The sequence below is a fragment of the Streptomyces sp. NPDC059788 genome (assembly GCF_042732265.1).
In the GTDB taxonomy this organism is placed as follows: domain Bacteria; phylum Actinomycetota; class Actinomycetes; order Streptomycetales; family Streptomycetaceae; genus Streptomyces.
In genome coordinates, this window is the sequence record NZ_JBHWHY010000021.1 from 92,777 (window position 1) to 118,684 (window position 25,908).

The 25,908-nt window shown below is 70.8% G+C and carries 22 protein-coding genes; 11 read left to right on the top strand and 11 right to left on the bottom strand.

All coding sequences use genetic code 11. From position 1 onward, the window contains the following. Positions 1 to 249 precede the first annotated feature (249 nt). From ACFV57_RS20005 to ACFV57_RS20015, 3 genes are all read left to right on the top strand, one after another. Complete coding sequence (locus ACFV57_RS20005; RefSeq protein WP_385233658.1) at positions 250 to 2,139, top strand: protein kinase; 1,890 nt, start codon at positions 250 to 252, stop codon at positions 2,137 to 2,139. Between the two features lie 226 nt (positions 2,140 to 2,365). Beyond that, complete coding sequence (locus tag ACFV57_RS20010; protein ID WP_385233661.1) at positions 2,366 to 3,694, top strand: PspC domain-containing protein; 1,329 nt, start codon at positions 2,366 to 2,368, stop codon at positions 3,692 to 3,694. 60 nt (positions 3,695 to 3,754) lie between these two features. Beyond that, a complete protein-coding gene (locus ACFV57_RS20015; protein ID WP_385233664.1) occupies positions 3,755 to 4,459 on the top strand; it encodes a LuxR C-terminal-related transcriptional regulator in 705 nt (234 codons plus the stop codon). Here the strand turns inward: ACFV57_RS20015 and ACFV57_RS20020 are convergent. The 3 genes from ACFV57_RS20020 to ACFV57_RS20030 all read right to left on the bottom strand — a co-directional run bounded on the left by ACFV57_RS20020 (position 4,437) and on the right by ACFV57_RS20030 (position 6,899). Next, positions 4,437 to 5,732 (bottom strand): MFS transporter, encoded by a 1,296-nt coding sequence (locus ACFV57_RS20020; protein ID WP_385233667.1) that lies wholly within the window; start codon positions 5,730 to 5,732, stop codon positions 4,437 to 4,439. The genes ACFV57_RS20015 and ACFV57_RS20020 overlap by 23 nt on opposite strands. Positions 5,733 to 5,843: 111 nt before the next feature. Then, positions 5,844 to 6,422, bottom strand: coding sequence for a TetR/AcrR family transcriptional regulator (locus tag ACFV57_RS20025; RefSeq protein ID WP_385233670.1), 579 nt, complete (start codon positions 6,420 to 6,422; stop codon positions 5,844 to 5,846). A 9-nt stretch (positions 6,423 to 6,431) separates the two neighbouring features. Continuing rightward, positions 6,432 to 6,899, bottom strand: a complete 468-nt coding sequence (locus ACFV57_RS20030) for an ATP-binding protein (RefSeq protein WP_385233672.1) — start codon at positions 6,897 to 6,899, stop codon at positions 6,432 to 6,434. A 113-nt stretch (positions 6,900 to 7,012) separates the two neighbouring features. On the opposite strand from ACFV57_RS20030, the gene ACFV57_RS20035 reads away from it, so the two are divergent. The 3 genes from ACFV57_RS20035 to ACFV57_RS20045 all read left to right on the top strand — a co-directional run bounded on the left by ACFV57_RS20035 (position 7,013) and on the right by ACFV57_RS20045 (position 9,306). Continuing rightward, positions 7,013 to 7,807: a helix-turn-helix domain-containing protein gene (locus ACFV57_RS20035; protein ID WP_385233675.1), complete on the top strand. Its 795-nt coding sequence runs from the start codon at positions 7,013 to 7,015 to the stop codon at positions 7,805 to 7,807. After that, positions 7,804 to 7,989 carry a DUF397 domain-containing protein gene (locus ACFV57_RS20040; protein ID WP_385233678.1) on the top strand — a complete coding sequence of 62 codons (186 nt, stop codon included), beginning with the start codon at positions 7,804 to 7,806 and terminating at the stop codon, positions 7,987 to 7,989. The genes ACFV57_RS20035 and ACFV57_RS20040 overlap by 4 nt, the downstream gene beginning before the upstream one ends. 252 nt (positions 7,990 to 8,241) lie before the next feature. Then, positions 8,242 to 9,306: a hypothetical protein gene (locus ACFV57_RS20045; RefSeq protein WP_385233680.1), complete on the top strand. Its 1,065-nt coding sequence runs from the start codon at positions 8,242 to 8,244 to the stop codon at positions 9,304 to 9,306. Here ACFV57_RS20045 and ACFV57_RS20050 read toward each other — a convergent pair. After that, positions 9,222 to 9,689 carry a hypothetical protein gene (locus ACFV57_RS20050; RefSeq protein WP_385233683.1) on the bottom strand — a complete coding sequence of 156 codons (468 nt, stop codon included), beginning with the start codon at positions 9,687 to 9,689 and terminating at the stop codon, positions 9,222 to 9,224. The genes ACFV57_RS20045 and ACFV57_RS20050 overlap by 85 nt on opposite strands. Positions 9,690 to 9,829: 140 nt before the next feature. Beyond that, complete coding sequence (locus ACFV57_RS20055) at positions 9,830 to 11,326, bottom strand: ATP-binding protein (RefSeq protein WP_385233686.1); 1,497 nt, start codon at positions 11,324 to 11,326, stop codon at positions 9,830 to 9,832. A gap of 284 nt (positions 11,327 to 11,610) precedes the next feature. On the opposite strand from ACFV57_RS20055, the gene ACFV57_RS20060 reads away from it, so the two are divergent. Continuing rightward, positions 11,611 to 11,778, top strand: a complete 168-nt coding sequence (locus tag ACFV57_RS20060) for a hypothetical protein (protein ID WP_385233689.1) — start codon at positions 11,611 to 11,613, stop codon at positions 11,776 to 11,778. A 21-nt stretch (positions 11,779 to 11,799) separates the two neighbouring features. Here the strand turns inward: ACFV57_RS20060 and ACFV57_RS20065 are convergent, their stop codons facing one another. Next, positions 11,800 to 13,098, bottom strand: a complete 1,299-nt coding sequence (locus ACFV57_RS20065) for a serine hydrolase domain-containing protein (protein WP_385233692.1) — start codon at positions 13,096 to 13,098, stop codon at positions 11,800 to 11,802. Positions 13,099 to 13,539: 441 nt separating this feature from the next. Here ACFV57_RS20065 and ACFV57_RS20070 point away from each other — a divergent pair, with 441 nt between their 5' ends. After that, complete coding sequence (locus tag ACFV57_RS20070) at positions 13,540 to 14,664, top strand: alpha/beta hydrolase (RefSeq protein WP_385233695.1); 1,125 nt, start codon at positions 13,540 to 13,542, stop codon at positions 14,662 to 14,664. Between the two features lie 33 nt (positions 14,665 to 14,697). Here ACFV57_RS20070 and ACFV57_RS20075 read toward each other — a convergent pair whose 3' ends face one another. The 4 genes from ACFV57_RS20075 to ACFV57_RS20090 all read right to left on the bottom strand — a co-directional run bounded on the left by ACFV57_RS20075 (position 14,698) and on the right by ACFV57_RS20090 (position 20,054). Further along, positions 14,698 to 15,516, bottom strand: coding sequence for a GNAT family N-acetyltransferase (locus tag ACFV57_RS20075; RefSeq protein ID WP_385233698.1), 819 nt, complete (start codon positions 15,514 to 15,516; stop codon positions 14,698 to 14,700). A 629-nt stretch (positions 15,517 to 16,145) separates the two neighbouring features. Further along, a complete protein-coding gene (locus ACFV57_RS20080) occupies positions 16,146 to 17,483 on the bottom strand; it encodes a cytochrome P450 (RefSeq protein WP_385233701.1) in 1,338 nt (445 codons plus the stop codon). A 194-nt stretch (positions 17,484 to 17,677) separates the two neighbouring features. Continuing rightward, positions 17,678 to 18,964 carry a cytochrome P450 gene (locus ACFV57_RS20085; protein ID WP_385233704.1) on the bottom strand — a complete coding sequence of 429 codons (1,287 nt, stop codon included), beginning with the start codon at positions 18,962 to 18,964 and terminating at the stop codon, positions 17,678 to 17,680. A 217-nt stretch (positions 18,965 to 19,181) separates the two neighbouring features. Beyond that, complete coding sequence (locus tag ACFV57_RS20090) at positions 19,182 to 20,054, bottom strand: helix-turn-helix domain-containing protein (RefSeq protein WP_385233707.1); 873 nt, start codon at positions 20,052 to 20,054, stop codon at positions 19,182 to 19,184. A gap of 374 nt (positions 20,055 to 20,428) precedes the next feature. Here ACFV57_RS20090 and ACFV57_RS20095 point away from each other — a divergent pair, with 374 nt between their 5' ends. Next, the gene (locus ACFV57_RS20095) at positions 20,429 to 20,875 is read left to right on the top strand and encodes a hypothetical protein (RefSeq protein WP_385233710.1); all 447 of its coding nucleotides are present in this window, start codon (positions 20,429 to 20,431) and stop codon (positions 20,873 to 20,875) included. Between the two features lie 141 nt (positions 20,876 to 21,016). Then, positions 21,017 to 21,370 (top strand): hypothetical protein, encoded by a 354-nt coding sequence (locus tag ACFV57_RS20100; protein ID WP_385233713.1) that lies wholly within the window; start codon positions 21,017 to 21,019, stop codon positions 21,368 to 21,370. Between the two features lie 53 nt (positions 21,371 to 21,423). On the opposite strand, the gene ACFV57_RS20105 is transcribed toward ACFV57_RS20100, so the two are convergent. Then, positions 21,424 to 22,608, bottom strand: coding sequence for an NlpC/P60 family protein (locus tag ACFV57_RS20105; RefSeq protein ID WP_385233716.1), 1,185 nt, complete (start codon positions 22,606 to 22,608; stop codon positions 21,424 to 21,426). A gap of 654 nt (positions 22,609 to 23,262) precedes the next feature. Here ACFV57_RS20105 and pcrA point away from each other — a divergent pair. After that, positions 23,263 to 25,767, top strand: coding sequence for a DNA helicase PcrA (pcrA, locus tag ACFV57_RS20110; protein WP_385233719.1), 2,505 nt, complete (start codon positions 23,263 to 23,265; stop codon positions 25,765 to 25,767). The last annotated feature ends 141 nt before the right edge of the window (positions 25,768 to 25,908 follow it).

Genomic DNA, 25,908 nt, shown 5'->3' on the forward strand with positions numbered 1-25,908 from the left:
CGAAGGGCGGGCCCGGGGCAGGCCGACGGGCCCGTACCGGGTGCCTGCCCCGGGCCCCGGGCGGTGACGAAGCGTGAGCGCCGCAATCGAAAACGGTGGCTTCGCGAGTGCCGAACCGTATGTGCCGGAACGTCGGAGGGCTCCCGTACATGTGTCCGATGATTGCGCCCCGGTCCACCGCCGGCGCCCTTCGGACGACTATCGTTGCGCCGGACACGTGTACGGGGGGAACCGAAGGGGCGCGGCGCGGTGACGGAGGCGGCGGTGGACGACGGGCGGCTGGTCGCCGGGCGGTACCGCCTGGTCGAGGAGATAGGCCGGGGCGGCATGGGCACCGTCTGGCGGGCCCACGACGAACTGCTCGGCCGGCAGGTCGCCGTCAAGCGGCTGCACGTCTCCCCGGAGCTGGACGCCGACGACCTGGCCCGCCGCAACGAGCGCACCCGCCGCGAGGCGCAGTCCGCCGCCCGCATCAACCACCCCAACGTGGTCAGCGTCCACGACGTCGTCGACGACGACGGCCTGCCCTGCATCGTCATGGAGTACGTGCCCTCCGTGACGCTCGGCGACGTCATCAAGGAAGCCACGCTGTCGGACAGCGCGGTCCCGCCGGGCGAGGCGGCCCGGATCGGCCGCGGCATGATCGCCGCGCTGCGGGCGGCGCACGCCGCCGGTGTCCTGCACCGCGACGTCAAGCCCGGCAACGTGCTGCTCGGCGACGACGGCCGGGTCGTCCTCACCGACTTCGGCATCGCGGTCGCCACCGGCACCTCCACCCTCACCAAGACCGGCGAGCTGATCGGCTCCATCGACTACCTCGCCCCCGAGCGGGTACGCGGCGTCACCCCCGGCCCGGCCGCCGACCTGTGGGCGCTGGGCGCCACGCTCTACCAGGCGATGGAGGGGCGGCCCCCGTTCCGCAAGCTCACCGCGGTCGAGACGGCGTACTCCATCGCCGTGGACCCGCTGGACCCGCCGCGCAACGCCGGTCCGCTGACCGCGCTGATCGAGGCCCTGCTCGCGAAGGAGCCCGCGGACCGCCCCGCGGCCGAGGCCGTCGAGCAGGCGCTGCGCACCCCCACCGCGTACACGGACACGACGTGGCTGAGCACGCCGGGCGGCCGGGGAACCGCCGGAGACGGCGCCCGCACGGCGACGGGCGGTACGGCCCCGCCGTTCCGGGACGTCGACACGGGCTCCTCGGCCACCGGGGCACCGGCCACGGGATTCCCGGCCACGGGCTTCGCGTCTCCGCCCACGCCCTCCGGCTCGTACCGCTTGGCACCCCCAGCCCCGCACGCCACATCCGATACGTCCGCCACGGGCGGCTTGGGCGCCGGCGGCACCACCAGCGGCACGGCCACCACGGGCAGCACCCCTTTCGTCGGCAGCGCCCCCGCCGCGGCCCCCGACGACGGCCCCACCTCCCCGGTCCGGCACACGCAGGCCGGCCCGGCCGCCGGCCCCGGCAAGGAGTCCGGCAAGAAGCGTGGCCGCACGCTCCTGCTGAGCGCCGTCGCCGTGGTCGCCGTACTGGCCCTCACGGGCGGCACCCTGTACGCCCTCGGGTTCGGCCGGGACGGGGACGCGCAGGCGTCCGGCGGCGGCGCCCCGCAGACCGAGGAGCCCTCGCCCTCCGCGTCGAAGCCCAGCGCGAAGCCCACGCCCAGGCCGGTGCCCGCCGGGTACCACCGGATCACGGACCCCGCGGCCGGTGTCAGCTTCCCGCTGCCGAACGGCTGGACCCGCCAGAGCCAGGCGAGCGGCACGGGCACCACCTACCTCAACCCGAACCAGCTGGTCGGCCTGCGCATCGAGGTGCTCGACTTCGCGAGCGCCGATCCCCTGCAGCACTGGAAGGACAACGAGCGCAACTCCATCAGCGAGGGCAAGTTCCCCGGCTACCAGCAGCTGCGGATGCAGGGCACGGTCTTCCGCGACCGGCCCGCGGCGCTGTGGGAGTTCAAGTGGTCGGGCAGCAAGCGCGACTTCCACGCCATCGACCTGGGCTTCGGCCGGCCCGGCGAGAAGGAGTACGCGGTCTACCTCTCCGCGCCGAACGCCGAGTGGGACCGGTACAAGAAGGTCTTCGACGCCGTCCTGGCCGGCCTCCAGCTGCCCGAGGAACGCAAGCAGTAGCGGGCAGCGGCGAGTGCGGGCAGCCGACGGCGAGCACAAGCCGCGGCAGGCAGCAGCAAGCACGAGCCGCGGCGGACAGCGGCAGGCAGCCGCGACCGGCAGTACGGCGCCGAGGCACCACACCGGGTACGAAACCCCTGGTACCACCCCACGCGCCGACGGCTAGGGGTGCCCTCAGGGTCGACCCTGATGCCCCGGACCCGCACCACGTGTGACGATCGGTGTCATGACCACCGCGCCGCCCCGGCCCGAGGCGAGCTACGCCCCGGCGCCCGACCCCGACGATCCGCCCCTGCGCCGCCTCTACCGCAGTGCCGACGGCCGGATGCTCGGCGGTGTCGCGCGCGGGCTGGCCGGGCATCTCGGGCTGCCGGTCTCCTGGGTGCGGGTCGTCTTCGTCGCCCTGTTCATGGCCGAGGGCATGGGCGCGCTGCTGTACGCGGCGTTCTGGTTCATCGTGCCGCTGGGCGTCGGGGGCGTCGACGCGACGCGGGCGAACGCGCCGGCTGCTTCCTCCGTCGCCTCCGGCCACCTGCCCTGGAGCCGCAAGGGCCGTGCGCCCGGTGCCCGCAAGCCCGACAAGGGGCAGTTCTTCGCGCTGCTCACGCTGCTCGCGGGCGCGGCCGTCGTCGCGTCCCGCTTCCAGCTGGGCCGCGCCAACGCCTACGTGTGGCCGGTCCTGCTGATCGGCGCGGGTGTCGCGCTGGTCTGGCGGCAGGCGGACAACGCGCGGCGCGCGCAGTGGCTGGAGATGGGCCGCCGCAAGGGCGTGCTGCCGGTCGTGCGGGGCGCGGCCGGTGTGGCGCTGGTCGGCGTCGGCGTGACCGGCATCGTCGTCCTCCAGGGCTCGGTGGGCAACCTCGGTTCGGTGCTCCAGGCGGCGCTGGCCGTCCTGGTCGGTATCGCGCTGCTCGCGGGCCCGTACCTGGTGCGTATGACGCAGGACCTGTCCGAGGAGCGCCTGATGCGCATCCGCGCGCAGGAGCGTGCCGAAGTCGCCGCGCATGTCCACGACTCCGTCCTGCACACCCTCACCCTGATCCAGCGCAACGCGGAGGACCCGCGCGAGGTGGCCCGTCTCGCCCGCGCCCAGGAGCGCGAACTGCGCGCCTGGCTCTACAAGCCGGAGGGCCGCGGCAAGGACGAGGAGCAGGAACCGGACACCCTCGCCGAGGCGGTGCGCAGGACCGCGGCCGAGGTCGAGGACCACCACGGCGTGCCGATCGAGGTCGTGGTGGTCGGCGACTGCCCGCTGGACGAGCGGCTGAGCGCGCAGCTGCAGGCCGCGCGCGAGGCGATGGTCAACGCCGCGAAGTACGGTGGCGACGGCCCCGTACAGGTCTACGCCGAGGTGGAGGGCCGTACGGTCTTCGTCTCCGTACGCGACCGGGGCCCCGGCTTCGACCTGGACGCGGTCCCCGGCGACCGCATGGGCGTACGGGAGTCCATCATCGGCCGAATGCAGCGCAACGGCGGCACGGCCCGGCTGCGTTCCGCGCCCGACGGCGGGACGGTGGTCGAGCTGGAGGCGGAGCGCCTGCCGGATGACGGATGATGAGATGGCGCCGGCGGGCAGGACGCCGGTGCCGATGCCAACGAGGGACGGACGGACGAGATGAGCAGCGACGCCGCACAGGGTGACCAGGCCGGCGGCCCCGACCGCACGGTACGGGTCGTCCTCGTCGACGACCACCGGATGTTCCGTACGGGCGTCCAGGCCGAGATCGGCCGCACCGACGAGACCGGCGTGGAGGTCGTCGGCGAGGCCGCCGACGTCGACCAGGCCGTCACGGTCATCACCGCCACCCGCCCCGAGGTCGTCCTGCTGGACGTGCACCTGCCGGGCGGCGGCGGTGTCGAGGTGCTGCGCCGCTCCGCCTCGATGATGTCCGACCCCGAACGTCCCGTGCGCTTCCTCGCGCTGTCCGTGTCCGACGCCGCCGAGGACGTCATCGGGGTCATCCGCGGCGGCGCCCGTGGCTACGTCACCAAGACGATCACCGGTACGGACCTGGTCGACGCGGTCTTCCGCGTCTCCGACGGCGACGCGGTCTTCTCCCCGCGCCTGGCCGGCTTCGTGCTGGACGCCTTCGCCTCCACGGACGCCCCGCCGGTGGACGAGGACATGGACCGCCTCACCCAGCGCGAGCGCGAGGTGCTGCGCCTGATCGCCCGCGGCTACGCGTACAAGGAGATCGCCAAGCAGCTGTTCATCTCCGTCAAGACGGTCGAGTCGCACGTCTCGGCGGTGCTGCGCAAGCTCCAGCTCTCCAACCGGCACGAGCTGACGCGGTGGGCTACCGCCCGGCGGCTGGTCTGACGCAGGCGGCGGGGGCCGGTGCGTCTGCCGCGGTAGCGGCCTCACCGGTCCCACTGGCCTCGCCGGTCCCACCGGTCCCGCTCGCGACGACGCGCCCCGTACGACGCAGACGGTCCTCACGCCCCGTACCGCGCTTCCGCCGCCCGAGCTCCGGCGCGAGGGACACGATCCCCAGCGCCGCCAGCCCGGCCCCCAGCCAGATCGGCGCCCGCAGCCCGTACGCGCCGATGGCCATCCCGCCGACCAGCGACCCCACGATCACGCCCAGCGTGATGAACGACGAGTGCACGGTGTTCACCAGCGCCCGCGCGTTGCCGGCCCGCTGGACCCGGGTCACCATCGCGGGGTTCATCGTGACGCCGACCAGCCCGATCCCCATCATGAACACCACGGCGGGCACCGGCAGCTGCGCGAGCAGCGCGAATCCGACGAGGAACCCCAGGTTCAGGACCAGGCCGCCGAGCAGCACGGCGACGGTGTGCCGGTCGGCGAGGCGCCCGACGACGGTGTTCCCGACGACGGTCGCGGCCCCGTACGCGACGAGCAGCAGCGGTACGGTCCCGGTACCGAACCCGGTGACCCCGGTGAGGATCGGATTGAAGTAGCTGAAGACGGAGAACGTCGCCCCGATGATGAGCGTGCTGGTGGACAGCGCCAGCCACAGCCGGGGACTGCGGAACGCGCCCAGCTCCTCCCGGATGCCGCCGCCCGCGTCCGCGCGCTCCAGCCGCGGTACGCCGACGGCCGTGCACACCGCCGCGGCCACCGTGAGGACGGCGATCGCCCAGAACGCCGCGCGCCAGCCCAGGTGTTCGCCGATCAGCGTGGACATCGGCAGGCCGAGCAGCGTACCGAGCATGAGCCCGTTCATGGCCACGGCGATCGCCCGGCCGCGCGCCTCCGGGGCCGTGAGCTGGGCGCATACGGAGAGCGCCACCCCGAAGAAGGCCTGGGAGGCGACACCGGTGACGACCCGCGCGGCCATCATCACCCAGTAGTCCGACGCGACGGCGGCCAGCACGTTGCCCGCGAGGAACACCCCGAACAGCACCGCCAGGGCCCGCTTCTGCCGCAGCCGCATGACGCCGACCGTCAGGAACGGCCCGCCGACGGACATGGCCACCGCGAAGGCCGTGATCAGATAGCCGATCTGCGGAACGGTGGCGCCCAGCCCGTCCGCCATCTGCGGCATCAGCCCGGCGACGACGAACTCGCTGGTCACCATGGCGAAAATCCCCAGGGCCAGGACGTACACGGCGCGTGGTACGCGCATGATCCCCCTCTTTTCTTAACCGGTCGTTCCAGTAAATGGCCATACGAAGTCCCGCCGTGGCGGGGGAGGAGCGGCGAACGCGTCAGCGCGGCACGGTCGGTCGCGGCACCGCTAGCCCAGTACGCGCAGCGCCTGCTCGACGGCGTCGTCGAGCCGCCGCGCGTCACCGGTCTTGCCGATGACGCGCAGCCCCTGGATGAACGTGACCAGGAAACGGGCCTGGGCGCGCACCTCCGCGCCCTCCGCCAGCTCGCCCTGCGCCTTGGCCCGGATCAGGGCCCCGGTGATCGCCGACTCCACCTCGTGGAGCGCCGTCCCGATGCGCCGCTCCGCCTTCGTGTCGTGCGGCAGCAGCTCCACGGCCGTGTTCGTCACCAGGCATCCCTTGCGGTCCTGGTCCGCCAGCGACTCGGCGGCGAACGCGCGCAGGAACGCGCGGACGGCGGGCAGCGCCGGGCCCGGCCGGTTCAGGTGCTCCAGCGCCGCCGCCCCCTCGTTCTCGCAGTAGCGGTCCAGCGCGCGCAGGTACAGCTCGTGCTTGCTGCCGTATGTCGCGTAGATGCTGCCCCGGTTGATGCCGAGGTGCTCGACGAGGTCCTGCATCGACGTGGCTTCGTACCCCTTGCGCCAGAACAGCTCCAGGGCGAGCTGAAGAGTGGCGTCCGGGTCGAACTCCTTGGTTCTGCCCATGCGGGCACTCTAGGTGATTCCTGACCGACCGTTCAAGAAAGCAGTGTCCGGAGCCGGCGCCGCCACCGACGCCACCTTCAGCTCGAACCACACGACCTTCCCGATCCCGTACGGGCGCGGATACACCCCCCACTCGTCCGCGAGCGCCGCCACCAGCGCCAGCCCGCGCCCGCCCTCGTCGTCGACGCCCGCCACCCGGGGCTCGGGCATTCCGGAACAGGCGTCGGACACCTCCACCCGCAGCCGCCCCGCGTGCAGCAGACAGCGCACCCTGATGTACCGGTCGCGCGGAATCCGCGCATGGACACAGGCGTTGGCCATCAGCTCGCTGAGCACGAGCACGGCGGTCTCCGCCACCTCGCCCGGCAACCGCCACACCTCCGCCAGATCCCGCAGATACCCACGCGCCCGCCGCGCGCTCCGGAGGTGGCGCGACAGCCACCATTCGTTCTGAAGGGGGGAATTTCCGTGGTTCACCCCCCTGAGCATGGAGGCGCGGGCGTACGGTCAGCAGCCGCGACGGCGGTACGCACCTGGCTGTACCGGTCGTGCCGAGGAAAGGGGGAGCGGTGTCAAAGGGGCCGTCCCAAATGCCGATGACGTGGCGATATTGCGGTGATCAACTCAAGCTGTGGCGCACACGCGCAGGGGTATCCCGCGAAGCGATCGCTGAGGAAGCGAATTACGACGCCGAGTACGTCAAGTCGATGGAGCAGGGCCGTCGGAGGCCGACGCTGCGCATGCTGCAGATTGCGGACCAAGTTTGTCGGGCACACGGCATGTTGGAGTCGGCGCACGAATACCTGAAGCCGGAGAAATGTCACGAGCGCAGCAACGAGTTCATGGGGCTCGAAGCAGACGCGATCACGTTGCACTGGTACGAGAACCTCCTGATCCCGGGCTTGCTGCAGACCGAGGAGCACGCACGTGAGCTGATGGGGCACGGGTTCCCGCCGGTGGATGACGAGACGGTGGAAGCGCGCGTCGCGTTTCGACTCCAGCGTCAGGAAAGGCTTGAGGCCGAACCGGGCGTGCTGTTCAGCTTCGTCATCTACGAGGCCGCGTTGCACACGATGGTGGGAGGCCCTGAGATGATGAAGCGGCAACTCGACCGACTGCTGGAGCGGCAGAAGCTGCGCAACGTGTCGATCCAAATCCTGCCGGTCGGCCGTGCGCCCTACCAGGCACTCAGTGGGCCGGTCGTGTTGCTCGAAACTGCCGAGCACGAGACGTACGCATACTCGACGGGGCAGGGCGCCAGCACGTTGCAATCGGAGCGGAGCGATGTGAGTGAGCTGGCGCACCTGTACGGCATGATTCGTATGCAAGCGCTGGGAGTCGAGGACAGTGACGCGTACATTCGAAAGGTGGCAGCGGATCTATGAGTGCTTCGGCCGTGTGGAGGAAGTCCAGCTATAGCGGGTCCGACGCCGACTCCTGTGTGGAGATGGCCATCGGCCCCGGCGTCATCAGCATTCGTGACTCCAAGGACGCGGACGGGCCCCAACTTGCCATCTCCCCTCACGCCTGGGCGGCCTTCATACCCTTCGCCGCAGCCGGGGCGTAAGCCCCAAGCTCCGGGGGCCGGGCGTCGAGCCCTCTGTCTGAGGAACGGGTGGGCGGCACAACCCACCCACCCTCCCAACCCCCGCGCGTGGCAGCGGGGATGACAATTCGTGACCGGGTTGCGACCGAGCGTCGTCACCCTCTACCGTTCGCCACAGTGCGTAACGGTTGCGCGTTGCGAGCAATAAGCAACCCCGGCTGGTGCTACGAACACCAAACCGGGGTCTGACCTCCAAGATCAGGACACGATCTCGTGGCTGAAGCCCAACTTACTACGGCGCCTTGCGCGCCCGCCGCCCCCCACTCCCGCCTCGCCGCCCCCGGCTACGGCAAACGCTCCGCGCCCGACCAGGCCCGCCGTCGGCGGGGCGACTTCTCCCACCTGCCCGAACGCGAAGCGTTCATCGCGGCGTTCGTGGACCGGTTGCCGGACGGTGCCGCGATGGACGTCAAGACCCTGGCCGCCATCCAGCCCCGCTACGGCCAGCAAGCCGTCAGCTCCGCCCTCAACCGGCTCTCCGAGGCGGGGCACCTGCGGCGCATCCGGGAGACCATCGGCAACGGCGGTTCCCAGTGGGTGTACCGCACGTACTTCACCCGTACGGCCCGCGACGACACCTGGTGGCAGCACTTCCTCTCCGGCGACACACCCCCGCAACCACCCCCGGAGCTTCAACCGGACGAGCGACCCCCAACCCCCACCCCCGCCACCCCGGAACCCCCACCGTCCGCGGCCTCCGCGCCCCCACCGCCAACCGCTCCCCACCCCACCCTCCCGGGCCGCCGCCCAGAGGCCCGCATCGGGACCCGCCCGGCTCCGCCGCCCCCCTCCGCCGCCTACGCGGTCCTGGCCACCCTCGGCGCCGCCGACCCCCGTATGAGCCTGTCCGCCGCCGAATGCGCCGCACTCGAAGACCTCGCCGCCGAGTGGCTGGCCCGCGGCGCGACCGGCGCGCACCTCGTCACCGCCCTCACCGCCGGCCTGCCGCCCGAGGTCCACTCCCCGGGCGCCCTGGCCCGCAAGCGCCTGACCGACAAACTCCCCCCGGCCCCACCCGTGCCCCCACCGGGAGTTCCAACTCCCGTCCCTGCCCCCACCCGCATCATGGAGTGCACGGAATGCGGCACCCCCGGCCGCCCCGAAGCCCTCCCCGGCGGCCTCTGCCGCCCCTGCCGCGGCGACACCCCACCCCCGGACCCCACCACCACCCGTCTCCACGCCGAACGCACCCGTCACTTCGCCCACCTCTGCCGCTCCCGCTCCCTCCCGGGCTCCTCCCAGGCCAGCACGCAACGCGTGGGCAGCGGCAGCAAGTAGCAGACGAAGACCAACTGCACGGCCGGAAAGACGAAGAACCCGCATCCGGGCGCGAAAAGCATCAGCGGAACAATCGGAATCATCAGCAACAGGCTCGCCAGTACCCGGAACTCATCCTGCTCCCGCAGCGTCCGGCGCCCCGCCAGGAGCAGGATGATGACGAGGGAAGGCATCCCGAACCAGGCGAACAGCCGGCCTCCCCAGAGCAGCCACTCCTCCCAGAAGGGCCACACTCCGGCCTCGCGCTGGAGGCGTCCGGGGATCGACGCCCACACGATCACCCACCCGACGCCGAAGACCGCCACGTACCGCAGCGTGAGGTCCAGCAGCCACCACCCCAGGTGCTCCCGCCGATCACCCGGCTCGATCGTCTTGCCGCTCACCTCAAACCCCCCGCACGTTCCCACCCCGCCCGCTTTCGCCGAGGCCCGGAGGATCAAATTTGAACACGTTCACATCGTGATCATGGCAGACCCCCCACCGCCCCGGAACTCCGGCCCCGCCCCACCGGCGAGGCGCCCGGTCACGAGAGGACCGGCATCGGCATCGCGTGGCCGTAGAGCTCGTCGAGGCCGATCAACAGGACGTCCCCCCGTTCGGCTTCCGCGCGCAAGGCGTCGCTGAACCCGGCGGCGCTGAAGCACGCAAGCCCGCACCGCGTCGTGTCCATGCCTCGTTCGGCGAGTATCTGCCGGGCCCGGCCCAGCCGTTCCAGGTGGTTGACCCCCATGACCGTGCCCCACTTGGCTTCCCCGAGCAGGGACACCGACGGCCTCGCGCCTCCGGACCCCGGCTCCACGACCGCCACGTCGACCTGGATCTGCCGACGCGCTTTCGGGTCGGTCACCACGCCGCTGCCGATCTGCCCCAGCGACGTACTGAGCAGGGACCGCCCCGGTCCGAGGACGTACTCCTGGCACACGGTCTCGAAGTGCGGCCCGGCCACCTGCGCCGCGAACCGCTCGGCCGACTGCGCCCACACCTCCGTGGCCTGGCCACTCTCCAACTGCGCCCACGCCGGGCGCATGACGGCCTCGTAGAAGTTGATCAGCGGTTCGGTGATGCGGTACTGCGACTTGCCGGTCCGGAAGACGTCCGCCTCGCGCCTGAGGAGATGGCTGTCCTCCAGGACGTTGAGCGGGTGGGAGATGTCGACGGACTTGCGGCCGATGTACCCGGCGATACCTCCCCGCGTCGTGTTGCCCTGGGCCACCGCCGCGAGGACCGAGTGGTAGAGCGCGGTGTCCCGGATGTCCGCCTCCTCGGCGAGCAGGTAGCGCGCCTCCCGGAAGAGCGGGCTGAACGGCGAGAGGACCGTACGGCAGATCCAGTCGTCGAAGTCGTCAGGGCCGGCCGGAACGTCGTCCGCCAGGAACTGACGGCGGTAGGCGGGCGTGCCCCCGAGGACGGCATGCAGCCTGGCGGCGAGCGCCGGTTCACCACCGACGCCCCAGAAGTCGGCGGCTGCCCGGTACCCGAAGGGCCGGACCACGAGTTCGAGCTGGGCCCGCCCGCGAAGCGGAGCGGCGCCGGCCAGCAATCCGCCCATGACCGACATCGCCGAGCCGCACAGCAGCATGCGCATGCGGCTCTCTTCGACCTGGTGGCGGTCGATCTCGCGCTGGATGAGCGAGGGCAGTTCCGGGGAGACCTTCGCCAGGTACGGGAACTCGTCGACGACCACGAGCAACGGGTCGTCCCGCCTTCCGGGGGCGGCGAGCCCGAAGAGGTACGAGATCGCGTCGTCCCAGGTGGCGAAAGCGAACGGCGCGGGCGAACCCACGTACTCGGCCAGGGCGGAGCTGAACTGGCGCAGGGATTCGGCCTCGGTCCCGGCCGTCGCCCCGAAGTAGAACCCTCCGCACTGCTCGACGAGGGCCCGCAGCAGATAGGTCTTCCCCATGCGCCGTCTGCCGCTGACGATTCCGAGCATGGCGTGCGGCAGAGGCCGGCGCACGAAGGCGGAGAGCGCCTCCCACTCGCCGCCGCGATCGAAGACATTGGCCGGCTTGTGGGGCACTGATCGACGTTGCGAGGGGCTCACTCGCTCACTCCTTAGGAACGTACCCCTAAGGACTGTACTCCTAACCTCTGCCGCTTTCCGATTTCAGGAAGCCGAGTGGTTCGGCCGCCGTGCCGGGCCCCGAGGCCGGTACACCCGAGCACCGGCCTCGGAGTGGGCCCAGCTGTACCCCTCACCCGGGTGCTGCCCCCATCGCTCCGGCGGCCCCCTTCCGGGAGAGTCGTAGCCGCACCGCACGCCACGCTCGGGCCCCGCGCCCGCCGCACCCACGGAGGAACCGAATGAAGGCTCTGCTCTGGCTCGTACTCGCTGTCTGCCTGCTGGCCAATCTGTACGTCAGCGCGATGGGCGACGGCGGTGTGAAACAGGTCCTGTTGAGTGTGGTGTGCGGCGTGGGCATGCTCGGTGCGGGGACCGGTCTGTGGCTGACCCGGGAACGGCGTCAGTGATCCTCTCTCCCCTGCCGGCGCTTACCGAGCCAACTGATGCGAATCCGGGGTCGGTACCAGTTGCCCGGCCGCCGGGCCCTGGGCCGGGAGGTCGCACAAGGCCTGGCCCAGGTGGGCGAGTCTGGCGTAGTCGATGGGGCCCTGCTTCGGGGTTTTGCCGTCCGCCTCGACTCCGTAGTAATGCGTCAGGTTTGTGCCGAGGGACATCTGCCGACGGCCGTCCTCGCTGGACAGGGTCATGGTCTGGGAACCCCAGACGAGGCCGTCGTGTCCCCAGAGCCGCCGCCCGCAGTTCGGCAGGTCCAGTGAGAAGATGCCCAGGCCGTACCGCATGAGCGGGCTCTCCGTCGGCACCGTGGTCTTCATCTGGCGCAGTTCGGACGGGCGGAGCAGTTTGCCGGTCAGCAGGGTGCGGGTGAAACGGTTGAGGTCGTCCATCGTCGAGACGAGGGAACCGGCCGTACCGGCCCAGGACATGTCGTAGTCGGTGAAGTCGCGCGGCGGGTCGAACTGTTCGTACAGGGCCTCGTACAAATGGGAGTGCGGGCCGGTCAGGCGGGCCGAGCGCGGGAAATAGGTGTGCCGCAGCCCGGCCTTGCGTATGACGTGGTCGGTGATGTACTTCTCCGGCGCCTGGCCGGTGACCTTGCGGAGCAGCAACCCGGCTATCACGTAATTGGTGTTGGCGTAGTGATGGGCCTCGCCGGGCTTGCCCAGCGGCGGGCCCGCCAGGCCGATCCGGGCCAGTTCGGTGGGGTCGTAGTGGCGGTGGCGGTTCTTTTCGAGGTCCTCCAACTTCACGAAGATGACGTGGTCGTAGTCGTTGATTCCGCTGGTCTGGTCGAGCAGCATCCGGACCGTGATCGCCCGGCCCCGCTCGCCGGGTATGAGGTCCGGCAGATAGCGGCCGACCGGCGCGTCGAGGTCGATGTTGCCCTCGCCGACCTGCTGGAGCACGGCCACGGAGGTGAAGGTCTTGGTGATGCTGCCGATGCGGTGTTCGAGCTGCGGCGTCACGGGGCGGCCGGTCTTCACGTCGGCGACGCCGGCGGCGCCCTGCCAGGACGCGTCGCCGTCCCGTACGGCGGAGTAGGCGCCGTACATGCCCGCCTCGTGCAGGGACCGCAACGTCCGGTCCAGGGCCGCGCGATCGAGGCCGGTGCGGTGCGCGTCGGACGGGGCCGCCGCCGCGGGCGGGGCGGGCGCGGCGAACGGGTCGGCGGCCGAGGCCGGGAGGGCCGGTGCCAGCAGGGCCAGCAGGACGGCCGCGGCGGTGGCGGACAGTCTCAACCGGCGGCGGTTCGGGAGGGACAGGGGCATGAGGCGTCTCCGTCGGGTCGTGACCGGCGGCTCCCGCGGAGCCGGTGACGGCCGAAGGTCCGTGCGCACGCGTGGCCATGGCCGGGGCGTACGCGGGGTCGGGTGATCGTGAGGTGGGCGGTCGCGTGGTCGCGTGGTCGCGTGGTCACGAGCTCTTGGGGTCGTGATCTTCGCTTGACCGTGATTTTGCTGATCGCGCCGACTCCGGACATCAACCCCAGGTACGGGATCGCTCACACGTTCGCGTGACGTTTGTCAGGTTTAGTCGGCGAGGCCGCTCGCCATCGGATGCGCCCCGACGGCACGGGTGCGGAAAGAGGAACCCCAGGGGGGCAACCGCCGCGTGTCCGATGACCATCTAATCTTGCGGAGAGGCTCGCTGCCGACGGCAGGGCCAGAACCATGCCCACGCCGCACCATGCCCTGGAAGCGAGATCCCCGATGAGCCTGACGGGTACGCCCTTCTTCCTCACTGCGATCGCGCTGCTGGCCGTGGCCGTCGTGCTGCCGTTCGCCCTGTGGAGCCGGGTGCGCGGGCCGCAGATGATGCGGGCGCTGGCGCGCCTGGGCATGCTGCTGTTCGCGCAGGCCACCGCGATCACGCTGGTGTTCGTGGTCGTCAACAACACCAACAGCCTCTACGACAACTGGGACGACCTGCTCGGCACGTCCAACCACGTCGAAGCCGCCAAGGATCTCGGCCCGGACGGCCTGGGCGGGCTGAAGATGAAGGACGAGCCCAAGCAGCTGGTGCAGTTCGGGCCGGCCAAGGACCCGGTGGTCGGGCCCGATGTCCAGGAGGCCGAGTTCAAGGGCCGGATCTCGGGCGTCGGCGGCGAGGTGTACGTGTGGCTGCCGCCGCAGTACAACGACCCGGCGTACAAGGACAAGAAGTTCCCCGTCGTGCAGCTGCTGCCCGGCTTCCCCGGCTCGGCGAAGTCCTGGATGGGCACGCTGAAGGCGGCCGAACAGCTGAAGCCGCTGATGCGGCACGGCAAGGTCAAGCCGTTCATCCTGGTCGCGCCGCGCACCACGCTCCTGGGCAACGTGGACACCGGCTGCGTCAACATCCCCGGCAAGGCGAACGCCGACAGCTGGCTGAGCGTCGACGTACGCCAGATGGTGATCGACAACTTCCGGGCCGCGGACAAGGCCGACTCCTGGGCGCTGGCGGGCTATTCGGCGGGCGCGCACTGCGCCGCCAAGCTGGCGCTGGCCCACCCGGACCGCTACCGCGCCGCCGTCAGCCTCTCCGGCTTCAACGACCCCAAGATCGAGCCCGCCTCGCTCGCCGGCCAGGACCCCAAGCTGCGCGTCGAGAGCAACCCGATCAACATCCTCAAGTCCGCCAACAAGGCCGCCAAGCCGCCGCGCACCGCGCTCTACGTCTCCGGGGCCTCCGGGGACGGCTACGAGGCCGGGCTCGCCCTCAAGCAGCTCGCCAAGAGCCCGACCACGGTCAAGGTCAAGCTGATTCCGCCCGGCGCGGGCGGCCACGGCACGGCCGTGTGGAAGAACCAGATTCCGGAGGTCTTCCGGTGGCTGAGCGGTGTGGTGACGTCCTGAGCGTGGGGACGGCGGCGGCCCGGCGCTGGTGAGTCAGCCGGTGCCGGGGGCGGCGCCCTGGTCACCGTTGCTGGTGCCGCTGGTGCCGCTGGTGCTGCCGTCGCCGTCGTTGCTGCCGCTGTCGCCGTTCGTGGGTGGCGGGATGCGGACCGCCGTGACCGGCGCGTGCAGGCTCCAGCCCAGGGAGCGGTAGAGAGCCTGGCCCGCGGGGCTGGCCACCAGGACGCCCTGGGCGGCGCCGAGTTCGACGGCGTGTGCCGAGAGCGCGTTCATGACCAGGCTGCCCAGACCGCGGCGGCGGTGCCGCGTACTGGTGTTGATCATGTCGTAGATCACCGAAGGGGGCGAGGAGGCATCGGTGATCCCGGCCCGCCCGCGGGCGGCGAGGGAGCCGGTGGCCGCGTCCAGGACACGGCAGTCGATGACGCCCGTACCGTCCTCGTCCACCGTCTCGACCGTGTAGCCGGCGGGCGGCTCCGGAGGCGTCGGGGACGCGGGCAGCGCCGTCGACATCAGGAACTGCGGCTCGCCGAACTCCCAGCCGGCGGGCAGTACGGGGGCGATCTCCTCGCGCGGGACGCAGACCTTGATCCACAGGTTGGGGGTGGTGATCGAGGCGGTGAGTTCCCGGAGGACGCCGAGGTCGGCGGTGGGGAAGACGTACCGGCTCGGCTGGTCCGGAAGGCCGACCACGACGTGGAACCCGCCGAGTACGGCGACGGGGCCGGCGGTGCCGCGGCACCGCGTCCAGCCGTGCACCCAGGTCCGGACGAGGTCAGGGGGGACGGACGGGAGGGGAGAGGGGAGCGAACCGGCCGTTTCTATAGGGGGATTGTCTATAGGGAGGTTCATGAGGCCGATCTTAGGACGGCCCGCGGAACGAGGGGCCACGTCCGGCAGTCGCTCGCTGGGTCCGGCGGCGGCCCGTAACAGGGGGAGCGGGCCGCCGCCGTTCCTCTCGGCGGGGACGGCCGACGACCACCGGGGCGGAATCCGGCGGTGATGGGGAGTCGGCCGCCTGATTGAGGACGCTAAACCTCATCGGCACGGAAAGGCGGCCGCAGGCCGGATATTGGTCGGTTCAGGCCCGGAGGTGGCTGCGGATGTCCGCGGCCGTACGTCTTTGGGAGCGCATTGAGGGCGAGCTTTGACCGGGCCGCCGGTAGGCGCAAGAGCGCCCCGTCGCCGACCTCCCGCCCCCGCCCCTTTTGCTATGCGATGACCGATTGCGGGGTATTTTCAACGTGGTGCCGGTCACAACGCGAAAATGTGGTGAGCAGCCCGCGCCGCCACGTAATTTCCACCTGAGTGCGCGACCGCGCCCCCTGCCGACGGGGTGCGTGCCGCACTGGGAATACCGGTAACGGGGGTAGGCAACGCCTCTTGGACGTTGCCTTGTGGCCGGTGGCCGTCCCGGCCGCTCGCTGAAAAGGTTCGAGCGGCCGGGGAACACGGCAGGCACCTGCGAAAGAGAGTCCCGCTCACACGTCGCGCGGCAGAACTTCCATCGGGACATGGTCGGGATGGGCCATCGACGAGGCGGATTCCCGCGGCCGCGGCTTTCCGGGGACCGGGCGCAGCTTCCAGCGGCCCAGAATGGTGGCCAGCGCGATCGTGGCCTCCGTCCAGCTGAACCCGTCGCCGATGCACCGGCGGCTGCCGGCGCCGAAAGGGACGACCGCCTTGCGTTCGAGCTTTTCCCGCCGCTCGGGCAGCCAGCGGTCGGGGTCGAAGGAGTCCGGGTCGGGATAGTGCTCCGGATCGCGGTGCAGCGCGTAGAGGCTGAAGGCGATTTCGACACCGGCGGGGACGCGGTAGCCGCTGAGTTCGATCGGCGCGGTGGTGCGCCGCATCAGCAGCGTCACCCCGTGCAGGCGGATGACCTCGTCCAGCGTGCGCCGGATGCTGGTCAGGCGCGGCACGTCGTCGAAGGTCACGGGCCGGTCGCCGACCACCTCCTTGATCTCGGCGACCAGCTTCTTCTCCACCTCGGGGTGCTCGGCGAGGTGGTGGAAGGTCCAGGAGAGGGTGGACGCCGTGGTTTCCGTACCGGCGAACAGAATCGTCACCAGTTCGTCCCGGACTTCTTCGTCGGTGAGTCCCTCACCGGTGTCCGCGTCCCGCGCCGCGAGCAATACGGACAGCAGGTCGTTCCCGTCGGTCCGGCCCGACTCCCGCGTGGTGGCGACGACCTCGTCGATGACCTGGCGCATACTCGCCGTGGCCTGGTCGAAGCTCCGCCATATCGGCAGCTTGTCCAATATCTTGGGGGACGCGGCCCGGAGCAGCATGCCTTTCAGAATGACCGGCAGGTTCCGGCGCACCGCCTCCACGGCCGGCCGGCCGATATCGGTGGAGAAGAGCGTCGCCGCGAGCGTCTCGATGGCGTATTCGCCCATGACCTGTTCCACGGCGACATGTTGGCCGGGCGTCCAGGAATCGGCCAGCGCGCGGGCGCGGTCACTCATCACTTCCGCATAGCGGGCGATCTGCTTGGCGTGGAACATGGGCTGCACCAGGCGGCGGTGGCGGCGGTGCACCTCGCCGCCGGCCGTGGCCAGGCCGTTGCCGACCAGGGGGCGTACTCGGTCGAAGAGCCGGCCCTTTTCCAGGGACCGGCCGTGCGTGACCATGACGTCGTTGATCGCGGAAGCCCCGGAGACCACGTAGATCGGCATCGTGCCGATGTCGACCCGCACCAGGTCGCCCACGGCACGCAGCGACCGCAGGAAGCGCAGCGGGTCCCGCTGCAGCGGCAGGACGTGTCCCAACAGGGGTATTCCGCCGGGGGCGCGGGGAACGGCCGTCAACTCAAACACGGGGGTCCTTTCGCCGTGGCGATGTCCGCGCCGGCCTGCGTACGGAGACGATCCGCCGGGAGCGCCGCGGCCATCGCACGGTGCCGCGGCCGTGGGCGTATCCGAATGATCACCCACGGCATCGTACCCACCGTTCACATCTGAACCAATGGGCCGATCGGGCCCCGGATGTCACACCGGAGCGGGGCTTCCCCTCACCTCCCGGCGTCGACCTGCCGCGGCTCGAAAGCCACCGGGAGCGCGGCCGGACGCTGGGTCAGCCAGGCCGCCTCGATGCTCAGTTCCGACTCCAGCACCGCGAGCCTGACATCGGGCAGCAGGCTGAGCAGGGTGTCGATGCCGGTCTCCGCGATGGCGCGGCCGATGTCCGCACCCGGGCACTGGTGCGGGCCGAAGCTGAAGGCGAGGTGCGAGCGGTTGCCGTGCATCGGCGCCTCCGCGGCGCGGACCTCGGGGTCGGCGTTGCCCGCTGCCGGGCAGAGCAGCAGCATGTCCCCCTCGCGGATCTGCTGTCCGCCGAGCCGGGTGTCGCCGGTGGCCCACCGGCCGGGCACCGCCGCGATGGGCGGGGTGTCCCACAGCACCTGGTCCAGTGCGTCGGGCAGGGTCATCTGGGCGCCCGACAGGCTCCCCCGGAAACGGGGGTCGGTCAGCACCAGGCGCAGCGTGTGGGCGAGCAGGTTGACCGTGCCCTGGTGCGCTGCCACGAGGATGAGCCGGAGGTGCTCGATGATCTCGTCGTCGGTGAGCGCGGACGGGTGGGCTATCAGCTCCGACGCCAGGTCGCGTCCCGGCCTCTTCTTCTTCGCGTCGACCAGTTCGCGCAGTGCCTGCGTCACCAGTTCGTTGCTGGCGGCAGCCGTGGCACTGCCCTTGACGAGGTCGAGGGCGGGCGCCACCAGAGCCTGCCCCTCCTCGGGCGCCAGGCCCAGGACCTGCGAGACCACCAGCATCGGCAGCGGCTCGGCGTAGTCACGGACCAGATCGGCTTCGCCCTTCCTGGCGAAGGCCGACACCAGCTGCCGGGTGTAACGGGCGATGTAACGGCGCACGCCGTGCCGGTTGAGCTGGTCGAGGCTGTCCGTCACCGCGCTGCGCAGCCGCAGCAGCTCCGCCCCGTCGGCGAACACGCACAGGGGCTGCCAGCCGACCATGGGGACCAGGGGCGAGTCGTCCGGGATGAGCCCTTCCTGCCATGCGGACCAGCGCCGCGAGTCGCGGGAGAACCGGGAGGGGGTGCGCATCACCTCAAGGTTGTCCTGGTACCCCAGCACGATCCAGGCGGGTACGTCGCCGTGCAGCAGAACGGGCGCGACCGAGCCGTGCTCCTGGCGCAGCGCCTCGTACAGCTCCTTGGGGTGTGCCTCCGCGTCGGCCCCGTACAGCCGGCGCACCTCGGGACCCATGCCGTGTGCCGGGCAGCCGCGGGGCGGCACCGGTGCGGAGTTGTCACGGGCAGCGTCCGGGCGGGGGGTGGTCACAGGGCCTCCGAAGCCGTTGTTGGGAGGAGCAGCCACGGACGGGGGCCCGGCGGCGTGCTCACGCGTCATCTCCGGGTCGCGTGCCGCGATGCTGCTGCGGTCAAGATCCCGAGCCGGATGCAGCATATCTCCGGCGCACTGCTGCCCTGGAGGAGGCCGGGGGCCGGGGTGTGCGCATGAAGTACCGGCTCGTTTGTCGAAGTTGACAGGCCGTCGGTCACGGGGGCGATTCCCGGCCCCCGTCGCCGGATACGGGCATCTCGCCCGGCCCCGGCTCGTCGTTGACGAATGTCGCCCGCTGGAGCGTCGCGCCCTGGAATCCGCCGTGCGCCTCGGTGATGACGTGCGTACGGATCAGCTTTCCGATGCGGGGGTCCCAGAAAGGGCGCGGAGTGGGATTGATGACGATGTCGCCGTTCTGGGCAATCCAGCGCGGTGCGTCGCGATAGGCGCGGCGCGTCCGGGGATGGCGGCGGATATCCCGCTCGACACCCAGTACGCGCTGGTCCGTGGGGTGGCGCTGAAGAGTCGCCGATACCACCGCGAGCGCCGGCATCAGCCAGAATTCATGAAACGCCGCCAGGTCGTTCCCGCCCAGAATGTGCGGCGCGTCGGGGTGGAACAGGATGTACCTCTGGGTGTTACGGGTGGGGTGCGCTGTGACATGCTGCCGCACACCACCGAAGACGGCCCGAAAGGGCGGGTTCATGAGGACCACGTTCCAGGCGTGGTCATAGACGACGGACGGATGGCTGAGGCCGTCGATCATTCGCTGGTACAGCACCTCGACGGGGGTGCGCCGCTGCACGTCGGTGACGGTGGAAGGCGGCAGCTGCCCCGTCAGAACGTAGAGAACCGACCGGTTCTCCGGATTCATCTCCAAGGCGGTGCTGAGCTGCTCCACCTGCTGCGAGTTCAACTCCGCGGGGTGCCGCAGCCAGTTGCGCAGCGTGCGCGGAGTCTTCCCCATCTTCTCGGCCAGCTCTTTGCGGGTGACGCCGAGGGCTTCCCGCGACTCCTCCAGCAGCTGCCTGACCATCTCGTCGCGGTCCCGGCCGACGTCGTGCGGGTCCTCGGCCTCGGTGTCCATGAGTACTCCTGCCGGTCCCGTGTCCGTGGGCATGAGGGGGCAGGGTGTCCCGGAGCGGTGGGCGGCTGTCAATGGGGAGATCGTGAACATGCCGCCCGTGAGTGCCGCGTGGGCCGCAAAGTTGTATTTACCTGGGCAAGTGGCTCAAAAGCGGCAGATCCCCCGAGGGGAAAGGACGTTTCCCCTTTCTGGCGGTCATCCGGGAACTGGCCATGATGGGTATGGAGTGACGCATCGGGGGTGGCCCTTCAATTGAATGGACCGGTGAATTGCAGAAGAGTGTGATGCGGGATGAACGCTTTCGTTATCTCGATGCGGCCGCGGGCCGCATGCGGGCCAGTCGGCTCCTCGCCGTAAAGCCCGACAGTACTCTCATGGAACTGGCCGAAGAGGCCGGGATCAGTGTCGGTACGGCGAAGGATGTGCGTGACCGCGTACGTTCGGGGCGGGACCCGTTGCCGCCCAGGCTGCGCGCCGCCGAGAATCGGCGCGAGCGAACGAAAGCCGAAAAGGGAGACGTGCCGTCAGTTCCCGCAAGCCCGCTTCCGATTCCAGCTCCGCTTTCGCAGGATGTGGCGGCCGACATCGAATCCGTGGTGAATGCGCTGTTGCGGGATCCCTCGATGCGTACGGACGCCGGCCGGGCCTTGTTGTATCTGCTGAGGATGCACGCCGTTCAGGACGGGGACAAATGGCGGCAGTTGGCGGCCGGAGTACCGGGGCACCGTGCCGAAACCGTGGCCCGGGCCGCCCGGCGCTGCGCCGAGCAGTGGGCGCGTTTCGCCAAAGAGGTCGAAGGCGGCCGCCGCAGGAGAAGGTGACGGCGAAGGCGCTGTCCGCGGGCGGTGGCGGCTCGGCCTGATCCATCCGTGCCGGAAGCCCTCCCGGAAGCCGTCCCGCCGGCGTCATCGAGAATGCCCCGGGCGCGAAGCGGCGCTGCGCGAGGGCTACGATCCACCACTATGGACGTAGTAACCAAGGTCTTCGTGGGTCTGCACATCATCGGCATCGCCTCCCTGCTCGGTGGCTTCCTGACCCAGATGAAGCCGATGAGCGCGGGCGCCGCCCGCTTCACGCCGGCCATGCTGCACGGCGCGCTGACGATGCTGGTGACCGGCGTCATCCTGGTCGGCCTCAACCAGGCCCAGGACCACTCGCTCAACAACGTCAAGCTGGGCGTCAAGCTCGCCGTGCTGGTGGTGATCCTGGGCCTGGTCTACGTGAAGCGCGACGAGGAGAAGGTGGAGAAGCCCTTCTTCCTGGCGGTCGGCCTGTTGACGGTGGTCAACATCTTCATCGCCCTGCTGTGGACGTGAGCGGGACCGGCACGCCCTGACGGGCCGCGGGGCACGCGCCCCGCGGCCCGTTCTCATACGGGCCGCACACTCCCGTAGATCGGCATGTAGTAGATCGACTCGACCCGCACGCTCGCGCCGGGCTTCGGGGCGTGGATCATCTTGCCATCGCCGATGTACATCCCGACGTGGCTGATGTCGTCGTAGAAGAACACCAGGTCACCGGGCTTGAGATCCTGCGTCGCCACCCGGTCGCCGGCCTTCACCTGGTCCCAGGTGGTACGCGGCAGGGACACGCCCGCCGCCTTCCAGGCCGCCTGGGTCAGGCCGGAGCAGTCGTACGAGTTCGGGCCCGTCGCGCCCCAGACGTACGGCTTGCCCATCTGCGCGCGGGCGAACGCGAGGGCCTTGGCCGCCTTGGTCCCGTACGAACCGTCGTCGGTCGTCCCGCCCCCGGAGCCGCTGCCCGACCCGCCGTCCGGCGACCCGGAGCCGGTGCCCTGGCCCGGAGTGCCGCGCTGCTTGCCGTCCTCCCGCTCCTTGCGTTCCTTCTCGGCCTGCTTGCGCGCCAGCTCCTCGGCCTTGCGCTTGGCCTCGGCCTCCTTCTTGCGCTCCAGTTCCGCCAGCCGCGCCTTCTCCTGGGCGGTCAGCCGGGACAGCAGCTGCCGGGCCTCGGCCAGCTTGTCCTGGACGTCCTTCTTGGACTCCTTCAGGGAGGCCTGCGTCCCGGTGAGCCGCTCCAGGCTCCGGGACGCCTCGGCGCGCTGCCGTACGGCCCTGGCCTGCTGCTCCTGGTAGTCGGTGACGGCCTGCTTCTGCGCGCCGGTCAGCCGGTCCATCAGGTGGCTGCGGTCGGCGAACTGCTGCGGGTTCCGGGCCAGGAGGAGCTGTGCGGTCGGGTTGAGGCCGCCGCTGCGGTACTGGGCGGCGGCGTAGGTGCCCAGCCGGCGCCGGGCGTCGTTCATCTTCTGGGTGCGCCGGGCGGTGTCGTCCAGGAGGCGGTCGACGGTGCCGCGCTGTTCGTCGGCCTGTTCCTTGACGGCGTTGTACTTCTGCGTCGCCACTTCGGCCTGGCGGTAGAGGTCGTCGACCTTCTTCTTGACCTCTTCGATGGACTGCTGGGGTTGGCGCGGCGCGGCCTCGGCGGTCTGCGAGAGCAGGGTGACGGAGGCGAGGGCTGCGGTGGTGAGCCCGGCGGCCGTACGGCGGCTGCCGGGGGAGGTGAGTATGCGGGTGCGCGGCTTGCGGTGCGACGCCAAGGCCGGCAACTCCTTCCGTGGACCGCCTACCGGGTTAGCGGTGGGGGCACCCCCAGGCCGTTCAGGCGCTGGGGGAGGGTTCGGGCCACTGCGGAAGGCTTGCCCTACGGCCTGTACGGCTGCGGGAGAGTGCCTGGAGGCGGCGCCCTGGGGTGGGTGGCCCCTTGGGCGGTGCCCGAGGCGTCTCTCGCCGTGTGCCGTACCGGCCGATTCACCCCGGTGGTACGTGTGGGTCCCCGGCTCCGGATGCCTGGTGGCAGGGCCGGACTCGGCGGGGGCGGCCCGTGCGGACGCTGTCGGCCGCGGGGACGCGGGCTGCCCGAGCGAGCACCGTAGCCAACCCGTGTGGCTCCTGTGAAGGCTGATGTTCGATTTGCCCGAAACCTTTTCGTTATCTGATCGCGTCCGGGGCGTGTCCTGGCTGGTTGTGTCCGTATGAGGGCGGGGGGTGTCGTCGTGTGCTCGTACGGGGCGGGGTGGGGCGGCGGGGCGAGGCGGCTGTCGTCCTGCCTCTGTACGGCCGGGTGGGGGGACAGGCCGGGGGAGCGGGCTGGGGGAGCGGGCCAGGGAGCGGGCCGGGGCGGGCTAGGTCACACGACCGGTTTCGCCGTCACGGGCCGGGCTGTCAGTGCGGCGGCCTAGACTCGGTGGGCGATGAGCAGCCTCTTTGACGACAGCTTCCTGGCGGACCTCGAACCCACCGGCGAGGGGCCCCCGCCGCCTCCCGAGGACGAGGACGGTCCGGCACAGGAGGAGATCCCGGCCGACCTGTTCGGCGGGCGCTTCGACGTGCCCGGCGGCATCCCGCACGCCGTCGGCCCGGGCCGCGACCCGTACTACCGCGACGGCGCCCCGCGCCCCGCGGTGGACCCGGCCGCCCTCCTGGAAGGGCTGAACGACCAGCAGAAGGCCGCCGTGGTGCACACCGGCGGCCCGCTGCTGATCGTCGCGGGCGCCGGCTCCGGCAAGACCCGCGTCCTGACGCACCGCATCGCGCATCTGCTCGGCGCGCGCCGCGTGCACCCGGGCGAGATCCTCGCGATCACCTTCACCAACAAGGCCGCGGGCGAGATGAAGGAGCGCGTCGAGGAACTGGTCGGCCCCCGGGCGAACGCGATGTGGGTCTCCACCTTCCACAGCGCGTGCGTGCGCATCCTGCGCCGCGAGTCCAAGAAGCTCGGCTTCACCTCGTCCTTCTCGATCTACGACGCGGCCGACTCCAAGCGCCTGATGGCCCTGGTCTGCCGTGATCTGGACCTCGACCCGAAGCGGTTCCCGCCCAAGTCCTTCAGCGCCAAGGTCTCCAACCTCAAGAACGAGCTCATCGACGAGGAGACCTTCGCGGACCAGGCCGCTGGGGGCACCTCCCAGACGGAGTCTGGGGGAGGGTTCGAGAAGTCGGTCGCCGAGGCGTACCGGATGTACCAGGCGCGGCTGCGCGAGGCCAACGCCCTGGACTTCGACGACATCATCATGACCACGGTCAACCTCCTCCAGGCGTTCCCCGATGTCGCCGACCACTACCGCCGCCGCTTCCGGCACGTCCTCGTGGACGAGTACCAGGACACCAACCACGCCCAGTACACCCTGGTGCGGGAGCTGGTGGGACCGGCCGAGACCGCCGGCGAGCTGTGCGTCGTCGGTGACGCCGACCAGTCGATCTACGCCTTCCGCGGCGCCACGATCCGTAACATCCTCCAGTTCGAGGAGGACTATCCGGACGCCACGACGATCATGCTGGAGCAGAACTACCGCTCCTCGCAGACCATCCTCAGCGCCGCCAACGCCGTCATCGAGCGCAACGAGAACCGCCGCCCCAAGAACCTGTGGACGGACGCCGGCGAAGGCCCCCGCATCACCGGCTACGTCGCCGACACCGAGCACGACGAGGCCCAGTTCGTCGCCGACGAGATCGACCGGCTGACGGACGCGGGCGACGCCAAGGCGGGCGATGTCGCGGTCTTCTACCGCACCAACGCCCAGTCCCGTGTCTTCGAAGAGATCTTCATCCGGGTCGGCCTGCCCTACAAGGTCGTCGGCGGCGTGCGCTTCTACGAGCGCAAGGAGGTCCGCGACGTCCTCGCGTACCTGCGTGTCCTCAGCAACCCCGAGGACACCGTCCCGCTGCGCCGCATTCTGAACGTGCCCAAGCGCGGCATCGGCGACCGCGCCGAAGCGATGATCGACGCGCTGTCCGCCCGCGAGAAGATCACCTTCCCGCAGGCGCTGCGCCGCGTCGACGAGGCATACGGCATGGCCGCCCGCTCCGCCAACGCCGTCAAGCGCTTCAACACGCTGATGGAGGAGCTGCGCACCATCGTCGAGTCCGGCGCGGGCCCCGCCACCGTCCTGGAAGCGGTGCTGGAGCGCACGGGCTATCTGGCCGAGCTGCAGGCCTCCACCGACCCGCAGGACGAGACCCGCATCGAGAACCTCCAGGAACTGGCCGCCGTCGCCCTGGAATTCGAGCAGGACCGCGGCGAAGAGAACCCGGGCACCCTCTCCGACTTCCTGGAGCAGGTCGCCCTGGTGGCCGACTCCGACCAGATCCCGGACGAGGACGAGGACGGCTCCGGCGTCATCACGCTCATGACGCTGCACACCGCCAAGGGCCTGGAGTTCCCCACCGTCTTCCTGACCGGCATGGAGGACGGCGTCTTCCCGCACATGCGCGCCCTCGGCCAGACCAAGGAGCTGGAGGAGGAGCGGCGCCTGGCGTACGTCGGCATCACCCGCGCCCGCGAGCGGCTCTTCGTGACCCGTTCGACGATGCGCAGCGCCTGGGGCCAGCCGTCGTACAACCCGCCGTCCCGCTTCCTGGAGGAGATCCCGGAGCAGTACGTGACCTGGCGGCGCACGGGCCCCGCGACGCCCTCCGCCTCCATGGGCGCGATGACCGGCACGGGCGGTGGCGGCTTCGGCTCCGGGCTGTCCTCGTCGCGCACGAAGGCGGGGCCGAGCGGTTTCGCGACCCGGCGCGCCAAGGACCGCGAGGTGGTCTCGCTGGCGGTCGGCGACCGCGTCACGCACGACAGCTTCGGGCTGGGCTCGGTCGTCGCGGTCAAGGGCAGCGGTGACAACGCGGAGGCGACGATCGACTTCGGCGGCGAGAAGCCGAAGCGGCTGCTGCTGCGGTACGCGCCGGTGGAGAAGCTCTGACGGGGCGGTGCTGAAGCGGAACCGTCCGGCGCCCTGAGGGGGGGCGGGCGGGTGCGGGTGTCGTGGGGGGGGGCGGGGCGGGCGGGGGGAGTGACAGGGTTAGCCGCCCCCGCAGCGGGGGGGTGGGCGAGCCCCCCCCCG